Source organism: Shewanella sp. SR1 (assembly GCF_020447145.1).
GTDB classification, from domain to species: Bacteria; Pseudomonadota; Gammaproteobacteria; order Enterobacterales; family Shewanellaceae; genus Shewanella; species Shewanella baltica.
Genome location: NZ_JAJAEF010000016.1, coordinates 50,819 through 64,912, shown reverse-complemented (window position 1 = coordinate 64,912; position 14,094 = coordinate 50,819). Strand labels below are relative to the sequence as shown.

Here is a 14,094-nt window from a genome sequence, read left to right as displayed (position 1 = left end):
ATATGTATCTGCTTGATTCTGCCATCGCTAAACAGATTGTGAGTCGCACAATGAAAATCATTGGCCACAATATTAATGTGATGAACGGCCAAGGAGTAATTTTAGGCTCAGGCGATCCTAAACGTATTGGTTCAACCCACGAAGGCGCACTGCTGGCCATTGCCCAAAATCGCAATGTGGAGATAAGCCAAGAAGTGGCCTCTGGGCTGCATGGCGTAAAACCTGGGATCAATTTACCCTTGCATTATCAAGGACAAATCATAGGTGTTGTCGGCATTACTGGCGATCCAAGTGAGCTTACCCATTACGGTGAATTACTCAAAATGACCGCCGAAATGATTGTCGAACAAGCCAACCTGCAGGATAAATTGCAGTGGGAGAATCGCCAGCGCGAAGAGTTTATTTTGCAGTTGATCAAAGCTGAAACCGACGATGATGAGCAGTTGCACCGCTGGGCAAAACAGTTAGAAATTAATATCAGCCTGCCACGGGTCGCGGCCATTATTGAGATCAGCGAGAAACACACCCAAAAACAACATTTAAAGACTGACGCCATTTCATCGGCCTTGTACTTAGCAGAAGCTTCCGCTCAGTCCGCCGATGAACGCAGCCCCAGAGTCAGTGAAACCCTCAAGCAAGTGCTGCATCTATTGCAATACCCTGACCGTGGCAACTTGATTGCCATGACCTCAATGTCGCAATTGGTGATCCTAAAGCCCGCTTTTTTAGATGGTAAACAATGGGATCCTGAGCTTGAAAATCAACGCATCGATAAGCTGTTACAACGCTTACCCGCCCAAATGGATTTAAACTTTAAAATTGCCTTGGGTCATTTTTTCCCTGAAAAAGGCGGTATAGCGCGCTCCTATCAAACCGCGCAGGAAACCTTAGCCCTAGGTAAACAGCGCAATGCAGAGGGTAATAAATACCTGTTCGAAGATTATTCCCTGCAAGTACTACTGGCGGGACTTAAACATGACTGGCGTGGTCAGGCACTAGCGTCACCCTATCAGCAACTCGCCAAGGCCGATAAAAACGGCCAGTTACGCAAAACCTTAGCCGCCTATATCACCCACTTTGGTGATGCACAGCAATGTGCGAATGCGCTGTTTATACACCGCAACACACTTAGATATCGCCTCGATAAAATTCAGCAAATCACCCAAGCCGATATTCAATCCCTGCATGGATTATTGAGCCTGTATCTTGGACAACTGCTTGATACTTCGGCAACCCCAAGATAACGGGTGTTATTTCCTACGTCATTGAGTCAATAAGGCATTAATTAACAGATCGATTGAAAGATTTATACCGTATCCCCTTTCCTATAGTTTCTAATAACAATCTCGCGTCGACATGTCGAACGCTCGACCCAGACCATTGAAAGGAATTGCAATGACCCCATTCAAACTGACTTTACTCGCCAAAGCCTGCCTCATCACAGGCTTAGCGCTAACTTCACCGACATTAGTCGCCGCAGAAAAAACCATTCCAGAGCTGGTTGATGCCGTGAATGGCACGCCCGATGCGGCAAGTCGCGAGGCGGGTAAAAAGGTTAAACTGCGTAATCACACGAAAGGATTTTGCACCTCAGGCAGTTTTAAACCGGATCCGCAATTACAACAAACACTGGCGATTCCGTTTTTTAATCAAGATGCCATTAAAGTTACTGCCCGTTTTTCCCTTGGTGGCACAAATCCACAGATCTCCGATAAAACCGCTGGGCGCTTTATGTCACTCAAAATAGATGGCGATAAAGAAAACCTTAACTTTGTCACCACTAACGTCCCCGTTTTCTTCGCCAGTAATCTAGAAGACTTTTTTACCTTTCAGACCAAAGTGAAACAGGGCGCGGAAGGTAAACAGTGGCTTATCGACAATCAACCCAGCGCTAAAGCCTTTTTCGACTATGTCAAACAGCTGCCTCCTAGCCCAAGTTTTGCCAACAGCCGCTACTACGGCGTGAATAGTTTCCTGTTTAGCACCCAAAAAGGCGGCGCTCAGCAAGGTGAAACGGTTGCGGGAAAGTGGATTTTTGAACCCGTCGCAGGTACGGCAGCACTGTCAGCCAGCGAACTTGCCAATTTGGGTGACGATTTTTTAGAGGCAGAATTACTCGAGCGCATTAAAACCCAGCCGGCACAATGGAACCTCTATATTCAACTGGCTGAAACGGGCGATGAGATTAATGACCCTACCGTGATTTGGCCTGAGACTCGCCAGCGTTTGCTGGTTGGCCAAGTGGTGATTAACGGTGAGCGAGATAGCGATCCCCAAGTGCAACAGTGCGATAAAGGCATTTTCAACCCGCTGTTATTACCTAAGGGCATTGCCGCGTCTGCAGATCCGATACTCAATGCCCGCACCGCCGCCTATGTCGAATCTTTTATTCGTCGCCAATAAAACGACGAGTTAAGCCAAGTCCCTCCTATTTAAGGTTGGCAAATAGCCCTATTTGCCAACCCTTCTCGACAAAACGCCTCCTCTTACATTCGAATTCACCCAAGATTTTTTGTGCGTGCGCACAAAAATGGCGAAACATAACGCGGTAATTCCGTGGATTTAGCCAAAGCTATTCAAGCATGCCTGCACAATAATAAGATGATCTTAAAATAGGATAACCTTAAAGTAGCCCTCATTTGGACTCAGGCCCAAATAAGCACTGCACCCTACAATATTAATCAAAAAACTTACTCAAAAACTTCAGCCAAGAACTGAACGGGACATAATATGAACTTAGTGCTTATTCTTATCGGCGTGATTGCATTTATTGTTATCGCGACCTCAAAATTTAAACTCCACCCCTTTTTAACCTTAATTCTGGCCGCCTTTATCGCGGCGTTCGCCTATGGCTTACCGAGCGGAGAAATCGCTAAAACCATCACTACAGGTTTTGGCGGTATCTTAGGTTATATCGGCCTTGTGATCGTCTTGGGGACTATCATAGGTATCATTTTAGAAAAAAGCGGCGCCGCCATTACTATGGCTGATGTGGTGATCAAGGTATTAGGTAAACGCTTCCCGACATTAACTATGTCGGTCATCGGCTATCTAGTGTCTATTCCAGTCTTTTGTGATTCGGGCTTTGTAATCTTGAACTCGCTAAAACAATCGATGGCGAACCGCATGAAGGTCTCTAGCGTCTCCATGAGCGTTGCCTTAGCCACGGGTCTGTATGCCACTCACACCTTTGTACCGCCAACACCGGGGCCTATCGCCGCCGCGGGTAACTTAGGCTTAGAGTCGAACTTGGGCTTAGTGATTGGCGTGGGTCTTTTTGTGGCCGCCGTAGCCGCATTAGCGGGCATGTTATGGGCGAACCGTTTTGCCGATGTTGAGCCAGATGGTGAAGGTGCGCAGGAGTTTAAAGCGGAAGCGAGCGACTATGAAACCCTGAAAAAAAGCTATGGCACACTGCCCAGCCCATTAAAAGCCTTTGCACCGATTTTTGTGCCTATCGTATTAATTTGTTTAGGTTCTATCGCTAACTTCCCTTCAGCGCCCTTAGGTAAAGCAGGGTTATTTGACGCGCTAGTGTTCCTCGGTCAACCGGTTAACGCTCTGATGATTGGCCTATTCTTATCCCTATCGTTATTAAAAGGTGAGAATAAGATCAGTGAATTTAGCGAGCGCATCAGCCAAGGGTTAGTCACAGCTGCGCCGATTATTTTAATCACAGGTGCGGGCGGTGCCTTTGGTGCTGTCTTAAAAGCCACGCCTATCGGTGACTTTTTAGGCACATCATTGTCGGCACTCGGTATCGGTATCTTTATGCCGTTCATCGTCGCCGCTGCGCTTAAATCGGCGCAGGGTTCATCGACAGTCGCGTTGGTCGCAACCTCAGCACTGGTTGCGCCTATGCTCGGTGATATCGGTCTTGGCAGCGATATGGGCCGCGTATTGACAGTGATGGCAATTGGTGCCGGCGCGATGACGGTTTCCCACGCCAATGACAGCTTCTTCTGGGTCGTCACCCAATTTAGCCGCATGAGTGTGAAACAAGCTTACAAAGCACAAACCATGGCAACCCTTATTCAAGGTATCACCGCCATGTTGACTGTGTATGTGCTCAGCTTAGTCTTGCTCTGATAGTGAGTTAACCTTGATTCAAGCTTGTCCCTTGGGCGCTAACCGCGCCCAAGATATCTTTGTTATCGCCCAAATAATTGCAACAGTTCAATGTGCCAGTGATGGATATTAATACGTTTATATCCCTCAGTGTTTGCACAGGAAAGCTGTTGTACCCAACGTAAGTGGCATTGGGTTTAGTGTTCAACATTGAGCCCTGTTTTATCCCATTTAGCTGTAGGATTTTTAATGAAAATAGTTATCGCCCCCGACTCATTTAAAGAAAGCTTAAGCGCCCTCGAAGTGGCCAACGCCATCGAGCAAGGCTTAAGACAAGTGATACCCGACTGCGACATAGTCAAAATTCCCGTTGCCGATGGCGGCGAAGGCACAGTGCAATCTATGGTCGATGCCACGGGCGGCAGTATTGTCAACCTAGAGGTCATGGGCCCACTGGGGCATAGGGTGCAAGCGCACTATGGCATTCTTGGTAATTTATCAAATAGTGACTCGAATAATGACTTGGATAGTCGCTCTAATCATGGCTCTGCAACGGTTCCAAATACTGGCGCGATTGCCGTGATTGAAATGGCCTCGGCCTCTGGTCTGCACCATGTGCCAAGGGAGCAACGTAATCCGCTGATCACCACCAGTTATGGGACGGGCGAGCTGATTTGTGATGCGCTTAATCGGGGGGTAAAGCACATCATTTTAGGTCTAGGCGGCAGTGCCACCAACGATGGCGGCGCGGGCATGGCCCAAGCGCTGGACATTTTATTGCTCGATAGCCAAGGTAAAACCTTGCCTTCTGGCGGCGCGGCGCTGGCGAACCTTGCCCAAATCGATGTCTCGAACGCTCATCCACTGTTACGTGAGTGCAGCTTCGAAGTCGCCTGCGATGTTGATAATCCGCTGTGCGGTGAGCGTGGTGCATCGGCGATTTTTGGCCCGCAAAAAGGCGCAACGCCTGCGATGGTTAAGCAGCTCGATACGGCGCTATCCCATTATGCCGATGTGATTGTCAGCAATGGCATGACCGATCACCGTGAACATGCGGGAGCAGGCGCTGCGGGCGGTATGGGTCTTGGCGTGATGGCTTTTTTAAATGCCGAGCTTAAACCTGGAGTTGAAATTGTAATGAAAACCGTTGGCCTTGCTGACAAAATCCGTGGCGCTGACTTAGTGATCACAGGTGAAGGCCGTATCGATGGTCAAACCGTGTTTGGAAAAACCCCGATGGGTGTATTAAAGCAAGCCCAACTGCAGGGTATTCCCACTATCGGTATCGCGGGCTGTCTGGGTGACAACGCCAATGCCATATTGGATCACGGTATGGCAGCAATCTTCCCTATTATCCCGCACTTAAGTCCGCTCGATGATGTGCTGGCCAATGCCAAGCTAAACCTTTGCAATACCGCCCGAAATATCGGCGCGGTACTCATGTTAGGCCAGCGCTAATACTCAAACAAATACTTAAGTAATTCCCTCAGTTTGATGATTTAAATAAAGGCGCCACTACGGCGCCTTTGCTTATTTAGGCCGCAACGCTTTGGTAATACAAATTTTAGTGCTTGATGCCTAAAAGGCCTTGCAGTAAAGTGAGCTCCCTTTTTGGTATTCCGCTGATTGAACATTTTGAGAGTCACTGGTCCGTTATACTCTTCGAGCCAATTTTCGGTTTCACTATAAAAATTAATAGACGGCAAGCACCATGACCCAGAAACTCCCTCGCCAAGCCACAGCATCCGAAGAAAGTCTGCTCCGCATTTTTACTGCACCGGAAGATGCAGGATCAACGCTGAGTATTATCGAGCAGAAGCTCTCCGAGGACTTAGCAGGCTTTTTGGGTGACAGTATCGCCGCGCTCGAAAAACCCTTGTCGGAAATTGAAACCGATTTTCAAGCCTTTGAGATCCCAACTCAGCCGCGTTTTGTTTCCGATTACACCGACGAAATTATGCAAAATCTGGTGGCGCATTCGGTACACACAGCGGCACCAAGTTTTATCGGCCACATGACGTCGGCACTGCCCTACTTTGTGTTGCCGCTGTCGAAAATGATGGTGGGACTGAATCAAAATCTGGTCAAAATCGAAACCTCAAAGGCATTTACGCCGCTTGAGCGCCAAGTGCTCGGCATGATGCACCATTTGATTTACGACCAAGATACGGATTTTTATCAAAGCTGGATGCACAGCGCCAATCATTCCCTCGGCGCATTTTGCTCCGGCGGCACAGTGGCCAACATCACGGCCCTGTGGATTGCCCGTAACCAATTATTGAAGGCCGATGGCGAGTTTAAAGGCGTCAGCCGCGAAGGCTTACTCAAGGCACTGCGCCACTATGGCTATGACGATTTAGCGATTTTAGTCTCGGAGCGAGGTCACTATTCGCTGGGCAAAGCCGTCGATCTGCTTGGTATCGGCCGCGACAATATCATCAGCATTCCCACGGGCAGCGATAACAAGGTCGATGTCGCGAAAATGCGCCAAGCCGCCCTTGAACTTGCCCGTAAAAACATCAAGGTGTTGGCGATTGTTGGTGTGGCTGGCACCACTGAAACCGGTAATGTTGACCCACTGACAGAGTTAGCGGCGCTGGCAAAAGAGTTAAATTGCCATTTCCATGTGGATGCAGCGTGGGGCGGCGCAAGTTTATTATCCAATAAATACCGCCACTTACTCGCTGGTATCGAACTTGCCGATTCAGTCACCATCGATGCCCACAAACAAATGTACGTGCCTATGGGCGCGGGCATGGTGTTATTTAAAGATCCAGAGTTTGCCCACGCCATTGCCCATCACGCCGAATATATTTTGCGACGTGGTTCAAAGGACTTAGGCAGCCAAACGCTGGAAGGTTCACGCCCCGGCATGGCGATGTTAGTGCACGCTTGCTTACAGATCATCGGCCGCGATGGGTATGAAATATTAATTAACAACAGCCTTGAAAAAGCGCGCTATTTTGCAGAGCAAATCAAAGCCCATGAGGATTTTGAGCTCGTCACTGAACCAGAACTGTGTCTGCTGACTTATCGTTATGTCCCCGCCCGCGTACAAGCCGCCATGAAGCTGGCCTGTGAGCAAGCAGACGCGATAAGAGTCGCCCGCTTTAACGAGTTGCTCGATGGCCTCACTCAGTTTATTCAAAAGCACCAACGCGAACAGGGTAAATCCTTCGTCTCCCGCACCCGCATTCAGCCTGCCCGCTACTTTAGGCAAGCGACTGTGGTGTTTCGCGTAGTACTCGCCAACCCCCTCACCAGCCATGACATTCTCAATCAAGTGCTAATCGAGCAAAGTGAAATCGCCGCACTAGATAACGAGTTTTTACCCGCACTCATGGCGATGGTTGCCCAATAGCGAGTTGTGAATGATGGAATAGCCCCAATACTATTTGTGGCTATCCCATCATTCGCCGAAATCTGAAGGATTGAACGATTCGGCGAGATCATTAATCACCGAAGAATGATGTAAAAGCCTCTGTATCCCCACTTAGACGTTAATAATAAAGTACATTTATTCCAGTGACTCGCTGCGAGTACATCCCTGTAAGCTCGACCGTGGCATCCATGCCACAAACGGTCACTTACATAAATATGCTTTATTCATTCAGTCATGTGTATCCTGTTGCTCGACTAACTTGTGTTGTACCTGATAACGTTTTTCTGACTCACGGCGCATGAGTTAGACTAGGTAAGCATTTGAAATAAAAGAAAAGAGATGGTTAATGATAGCACCTACACTTAATATCAAAGCAGGCTCGGAAAATACATGAATCTCGCATTATTTGATTTTGACGGCACAATAACCGATGCGGATATGTACACTAAATTTATACGATTTACGGCTTCTAAAAGACGAACTGTCGTCGCGGGCTGTTTATTATTACCGCTTTATTCACTGTATAGAATTGGCTGGTTTCCGGCACGAAAACTAAGACCGATTGTTAGCTATCTTGCCTTCCGTGGTCGTGATTACCAGCAATTAAATACTATGGCTGCTACCTATGCCCAAGAAGTGATCCCCAAACATGTCATGCCACATGCGCTAAACAAAATCCGCTGGCACCAAGAAAATGGCGATACCGTCGTAGTTGTTTCAGCGTCACTCGATGTCTATTTAAAACACTGGTGTACTCCGCTCGGATTAACGTTAATCAGTAGTGAGTTAGAGGTAAAAAATGGCATTTTATCGGGGTATTATGCAACATGTGATGTCAGTTGTGAGACAAAGGCAATAAAAGTCAGACATACTTTCGACTTAAACAGCTATGAACGTATTTACGCCTATGGTGACACAGCAGAAGATCAGGCAATGTTACAACTTGCACACGAAAAATATATGAACTGGAATGAAGTCACTTACTAGAAAAATAATACCAAGGGATCACTATGTACTTCATTGCTGCTTTTGGTTTAATGATGTTGTTATTAAGTCTAGTGATGGCTGTAAAGCCTGAGTCTTTCTCTAAGGGGATTATTTCATTTAGCGAGCAGCCCTACTTCCATATTGCTGAGGTGATCAGCCGAATTATTGCGGGTCTCATTTTTACCCATTACTCAACCGATACTCAGTTTCCACAGACCTTTTTGCGATAGGTATTGTGTTGTTCTGTGTCGGAATGGGCTTAGCATTAACGCATCCAAGGTTACATAGAAAGTTTGCGCTATGGTCTGCTCAATACTTCAACAATAAATTCCGTTTAATTGGTCTATTTTCGATCCCGCTATCTTTGCTACTTATCTATTCTGCTGTTGGCGCCTAAAAAATAGTATGCAATCCAACAACAAGGATTTTGTCACAATAATTTAGTTTTAGCTAAAGCATCGCCACTTGTAAAAAACAATGCTAAGGTAATAATTTTTATAACAAGTATAGCTTTCTAAGCAGAATCTGTCGGAGAAAAAGGATGTTTATCAGATATATTTTAATGCTCACTGCCGTGCTGCTATGCCTTTACCCTGTTTGGGGATTAGTGAGCCCAGCAAGCTACTTGCAGGAGATATTAGAGGTTTATCCCGATGCGGAACAAGCCAGTCATACTCAAGTACGAATTACGGCGGCTATTTTATGGATAAGCAATCTGACGCTATCATTTGGGTTACTATTTATTGCAAAATTCATTAAACAACCTCAAACGTACAAATTCGCAAAAATATCGTCTATCGCATTAATTAGCTATCCATTTATTCTGACGATAACAGAGGTAATTTCTCACAGTATTCTATACCGCCACCTAGAACATCCTACGCTGACACTCGAGTTTTCAGCGCAAAAAATGTTCTATTTCGTATTTGGCCTGATCATACTGGGGATTTATCAATCCCAACAAGAGTACAAACGCGCCAAAAAGAATGGTTAATTTATCAACATATTTTAAGGGAAAACCATTGAAGTTCTTTACCTCTTTTATCTTTGCTTTTATTGGCTCCAAATTATTATTCAAATACTTCGATTTTCACTACGAAATTTTTAGCGACCCTTTTGATCCATTAAAATTTGTTATTGATACGGGTGTGTTCGTTGTTATTTTTATATCGACGCGGATACTGTATGAAAAAATATTTGATAAAACGAATAAACAAGAACAGCCATGATTTCCCCAACTAATGCACATAGGGATAATGCGCATAGGAACTATGAATAATATTTGCTGTTAACACGCTCACAAGCGCTAAGCGACCAACCGGAATCATATAGGAATAAGATATTTTATATGCGAAAAATCATTCTCCCACTGATCATGTTAAGCCTTGGCACATTGCCTCTATTTGCTCAAGCACAGGACACCAGCGCGTTATGGGGTAAAAAGTATGCTGAGGTGAAATCGAGTTTATTGGCTGCTGGCTGGGTGTTAACGCCCATAGCGGAAGATGAAGCGTCTATGACAGAAGATTACCCTGAAATCATCTGTGGTAGCGGCGCGATGGCGATTTGCTCTGTCGGCTTTAAGCGAGACAAAACTACGCTTGCCTTAGTGGTTGAACCTATTGAAAATACACTTGTGGTGACGGGCGAGTACTAGTCCGACTCATCCGGCTATCAACACCACCACAGGCACCACAATCAACATCGCAAATAGGCACCACAAATTCGCACATCAATCGCATAAAAGAATGCACGAGTTAAGACGTACTTTAACGATGGAGACAGTTATGCCTGACACAACAACCCATTCCCAATTAGGCCCAAATCCCAACGATAAAGCGCCGATGAAAGGCTTCCCTCAGGTTGGATTTCTTAAAAACTTTATTACCCGCGAGAACATTATCGTCGGCGATTATACCTATTATGACGATCCTGCGGGACCTGAAAGGTTCGAGTCGAATGTGCTTTATCACTTTGACTTTATTGGCGATAAACTGATTATCGGTAAATTCTGCGCCATTGCTAAAGACGTGAAATTCATTATGAATGGCGCCAATCATCAAGTGTCAGGCTTCTCGACTTATCCCTTTTATATCTTTGGCAATGGCTGGGAAAAGGTAATGCCTAATCCCGCCGATTTACCCCATAAAGGCGACACCTGTATCGGTAACGATGTGTGGATTGGCTATAACGCCACTATCATGCCTGGAGTGAAGATTGGCCACGGCGCAATTGTTGCCAGTCAATCCGTGGTGACAAAAGATGTGCCGCCCTACGCTGTGGTTGGTGGTAATCCTGCCACTGTCATCAAGCTCAGGTTCGAGCAAGATGTGATAGATGAGCTCATTGCCATCGCTTGGTGGGATTGGCCGATAGAGAAAATCACTCAGTATCTACACGCCATCGCGGACGCGGATCTGACTCAATTACAGCAGGCGACCTAAGCAAAGCCAGTCGCGAGCAAGACTGAGCCCTCAAAAATATCAACTGGCTAATATCTCAAGTGACTAATATCTCGAGCGGCTAATATATCAACTGGCTAATATCAAGTGACCAATATTAGCAATAATGATTAATAAACAGTCATTAAGCGCAAAACAAAATCCAATATGCGCAATTTTGTACAAAAGCGCTGAGGATTTCTGGGTTACTATCAGACATAACCCGCACATTCATCCATTCAAGAAAGGAGGCTTGATGAACACAGAACATGCGGCCTACCAGATTGCCGATGAATTAGGTGGCCTCGAGTTACTCAATGCCCATTACCATAAACAAAATTTTAGTCGGCATACCCACGAAGGTTACACAGTCGGCGTGATTGAAACGGGTGCGCAGCGTTTTTATCGCACCGGTGGCAACCATGTGGCGCCAAAACACAGCATCATTCTCGTCAATGCCGATGAAGTGCATAATGGCTGTAGCGCGACTGAGGGCGGCTGGTCCTATCGCGCCATGTATCCAGTCCCTGCGCAGTTTGCCGGTATTAACAGTGAGCGAGCAGCAAACAGCGGTGCGCCTTATTTCCCTGAGCCCGTAGTGTACGATCCTGAATTAGCCGAACTGCTGCGCCTCACCTTTACTACCTTAGATACATCGGATAATCGCTTACTGCGCGAAAGCTTAGTCTATTCAAGCTTGACGCAGTTGATGGCGCGCCATGGCAAGCATCGTCCAAGCGACAACCTCGCGGCAATGGCCAAGCCTTCATTAGCGCTGGTGAAATCCTTTATCGACGATCATCCCGCAGCCGATATATCCCTTGAAGAACTGGCAATGCTTGCGGGATTAAGCCCCTATTATTTACTCAAGCAATTTCAGCGTTATTACGGCTTACCGCCCCACGCTTACCAAATTCAGGCCAGAGTCAGACTGGCCAAGGGGAAGATCAAACAAGGCACACGACTGCTTGATGTCGCTCTCGATTGTGGTTTTCACGATCAAAGCCATTTGAATCGGCATTTTAAAAAGACAGTCGGCGTAACTCCGGGGCAATTTGCCAAAGAAATAGGCCGCAATATTATCCAAGCCTAAACAACCACTTTAGGTTAATCTGCCATGCTCATGCTTGCTTTCTATCCCTAATAACAGGCCGCTAATAACAGGCCTGCCATGACTAAACACTAGTCTCTAAGAAATAGTCACTAAATAGTCTTAACTGAGCGGTAATAACAGAGCAAGCAAACCTTATCCAAGCATTCATTGTTTAACAGCGACCCTAGTGTCGCCGCTATTTTTAGGAGCCAAAGTGACAACCGACAAGCTTTTAGAATCTGATGTTTCTCCCGCGCATCCCACAAAAGCCAAGGCTTTTTTAAAAGGCACCTTGGCCATGATGCCGCTGACAATAGCAGTGGTTCCTTGGGGAATTTTAGCGGGCTCCTTCGCCATTGAGGTTGGACTCACGCCCATTGAAAGCCAAGCCATGTCAGCCATTATCTTCGCGGGCGCGGCTCAGTTAGTGGCGCTCGGCATGGTCAAAGCCGGTATTGGTCTGTGGAGTATCTTAATTACGACGCTACTCATCACCTCGCGACATCTGTTATATGCGATGGCGATGCGCAGTCAAATCAGTCCCTTACCATTAAAGTGGCGTCTGACATTGGGCTTTTTGCTCACAGATGAACTGTTTGCCATCGCCAATCAAGGCAAGTTGCATAAGTTCGATCGCTGGTACGCCCTTGGCGGCGGCTTGAGTTTTTATATCGGCTGGAACATAGCGACCTTGCTTGGCATAGTGGCAGGCAATGCTATCGAGAACTTAGGCGAACTTGGGCTAGATTTCGCCATCGCCGCCACCTTTATCGCACTGGTCGTGCCCACGGTAAAAAAACCGTCGATTCTCGTCTGTGTATTAGTCTCGCTCACCCTTGCAGTGGTATGCGCCTTATTTGAAATTCAAGCGGGATTACTGATCGCCGCCATAGCCGGAATGACAACTGGCGTACTTTACGCCAAAGTAACCAAGGAAGCGGAACGCGCGGAACAATCCGCAACTGAGCATGCAAACACACAGGCCCAGACAGAGGCTGACATAGGCACTGGGACTAAAAGTCAGAACGAAACTGAAATTGAGACAAAATCTGCATCAGGAGAAAAAGCATGATTTGGTTAATGATTTTCTCAATGACAGCGGTTGTGTTTATTAGTCGTCATTTACTGCTCGAACCTAAATTACCGCTGCGATTAAGTAAGGGCACCCAAACTTTTTTAAGTTACTCAGCCCCTGCAGTATTGACCGCTATCTTCGCGCCCATAGTGTTTGTGCAAGAAGGCCAGCTCGATCTGAGCTTAGACAACAGCTATCTCATCTGCGCCGTAGTCGCGACGATACTCGCACTCGTCACCCGTAATACCTTGCTGACTACAGTGTTGAGTATGGGACTGTTTTTCTTTATCCATTAAGCAAACAACATTAAGTAAACAAAGAGTCAGTGCCCTCAGTGGCACTGACTCTTGCATCAAGCACTTAACCGCCTCTACGACTCTTTTACACAATCTCATCCCATCTGAGACGTCGTCTCTTAGAAAATCATTTTCACATTATCTTTATCTTCCATAATCTTGATGTTTCTATGCCCTTATGGTTCTACAACAACAGTAGCGGCTTTAACGGCCTTTCATACATCGACGATAATGGAGAAAGATGATATTTATCAGCAATAACAAAGACTCAAACCAAAAATAAAAAATACTTAACCTAGTCATATTCACACTATTCATTGCCTAAAGACTTCCGCTCAAACATGTTATTTACTGCATCTATTACAGTATTTATCTCGGTATAGCTTTCGATATAACTCTCAGTATAACTATTTATATAAATCTCGGCATAAAGAGTCCATTTAAAAAGTTTTTTATAAAAAAGTCAGCATAAATATTAAATACGCCATGCCATTAATATTAATCCACGCACAAAAATTAACCTATTAAAAATTAAAGTAAATACACTATATTATAAAGTTTTAAATACCGTTTAAAAATAAAGTAATTAACAATTTTAACTTAAACTAAACACCATTTAAATTAATCTAATTTTACTTTGTTTAATAAAAATAAAAGTGCTAGTTTTTAGATGTGCCTAGCAGTAATGATTATTTATATGATTTAGGACTACATATAATTGCCATCGGCGCTCTCAATGAAAGGACATATTT

13 protein-coding genes are annotated in these 14,094 nt (G+C 45.7%); all 13 read left to right on the top strand.

Going from position 1 to position 14,094, the window contains the following annotated elements; all coding sequences use genetic code 11:
- Positions 1–2: 2 nt before the first annotated feature.
- The 13 genes from KV201_RS15110 to KV201_RS15050 all read left to right on the top strand — a co-directional run bounded on the left by KV201_RS15110 (position 3) and on the right by KV201_RS15050 (position 13,342).
- A complete protein-coding gene (locus KV201_RS15110; RefSeq protein WP_226059828.1) occupies positions 3–1,244 on the top strand; it encodes a sugar diacid recognition domain-containing protein in 1,242 nt (413 codons plus the stop codon).
- Between the two features lie 151 nt (positions 1,245–1,395).
- Positions 1,396–2,403: a catalase family peroxidase gene (locus KV201_RS15105; protein ID WP_226059827.1), complete on the top strand. Its 1,008-nt coding sequence runs from the start codon at positions 1,396–1,398 to the stop codon at positions 2,401–2,403.
- A 327-nt stretch (positions 2,404–2,730) separates the two neighbouring features.
- The gene (locus tag KV201_RS15100; protein ID WP_226059826.1) at positions 2,731–4,089 is read left to right on the top strand and encodes a GntP family permease; all 1,359 of its coding nucleotides are present in this window, start codon (positions 2,731–2,733) and stop codon (positions 4,087–4,089) included.
- Positions 4,090–4,317: 228 nt separating this feature from the next.
- Complete coding sequence (locus tag KV201_RS15095; RefSeq protein ID WP_226059825.1) at positions 4,318–5,526, top strand: glycerate kinase; 1,209 nt, start codon at positions 4,318–4,320, stop codon at positions 5,524–5,526.
- Positions 5,527–5,779: 253 nt separating this feature from the next.
- A complete protein-coding gene (panP, locus tag KV201_RS15090) occupies positions 5,780–7,429 on the top strand; it encodes a pyridoxal-dependent aspartate 1-decarboxylase PanP (protein ID WP_226059824.1) in 1,650 nt (549 codons plus the stop codon).
- A 411-nt stretch (positions 7,430–7,840) separates the two neighbouring features.
- Positions 7,841–8,437: an HAD-IB family hydrolase gene (locus tag KV201_RS15085; RefSeq protein WP_226059823.1), complete on the top strand. Its 597-nt coding sequence runs from the start codon at positions 7,841–7,843 to the stop codon at positions 8,435–8,437.
- Between the two features lie 23 nt (positions 8,438–8,460).
- Positions 8,461–8,667: a hypothetical protein gene (locus KV201_RS15080; RefSeq protein WP_226059822.1), complete on the top strand. Its 207-nt coding sequence runs from the start codon at positions 8,461–8,463 to the stop codon at positions 8,665–8,667.
- Positions 8,668–8,978: 311 nt separating this feature from the next.
- On the top strand, positions 8,979–9,431 hold the full coding sequence (locus KV201_RS15075) for a hypothetical protein (protein WP_012588051.1): 453 nt from the start codon (positions 8,979–8,981) through the stop codon (positions 9,429–9,431).
- Positions 9,432–9,785: 354 nt separating this feature from the next.
- Entirely contained in the window at positions 9,786–10,094 is a 309-nt protein-coding gene (locus KV201_RS15070) for a hypothetical protein (RefSeq protein ID WP_226059821.1), read from the top strand.
- Positions 10,095–10,224: 130 nt separating this feature from the next.
- On the top strand, positions 10,225–10,881 hold the full coding sequence (locus KV201_RS15065; RefSeq protein ID WP_226059820.1) for a Vat family streptogramin A O-acetyltransferase: 657 nt from the start codon (positions 10,225–10,227) through the stop codon (positions 10,879–10,881).
- Positions 10,882–11,134: 253 nt separating this feature from the next.
- Entirely contained in the window at positions 11,135–11,971 is an 837-nt protein-coding gene (locus KV201_RS15060) for an AraC family transcriptional regulator (RefSeq protein ID WP_006081093.1), read from the top strand.
- A gap of 214 nt (positions 11,972–12,185) precedes the next feature.
- A complete protein-coding gene (locus KV201_RS15055) occupies positions 12,186–13,043 on the top strand; it encodes an AzlC family ABC transporter permease (protein ID WP_006081092.1) in 858 nt (285 codons plus the stop codon).
- Positions 13,040–13,342: an AzlD domain-containing protein gene (locus tag KV201_RS15050; protein WP_226059819.1), complete on the top strand. Its 303-nt coding sequence runs from the start codon at positions 13,040–13,042 to the stop codon at positions 13,340–13,342. Before KV201_RS15055 ends, KV201_RS15050 begins: the two co-directional genes overlap by 4 nt.
- Positions 13,343–14,094: the final 752 nt, after the last annotated feature.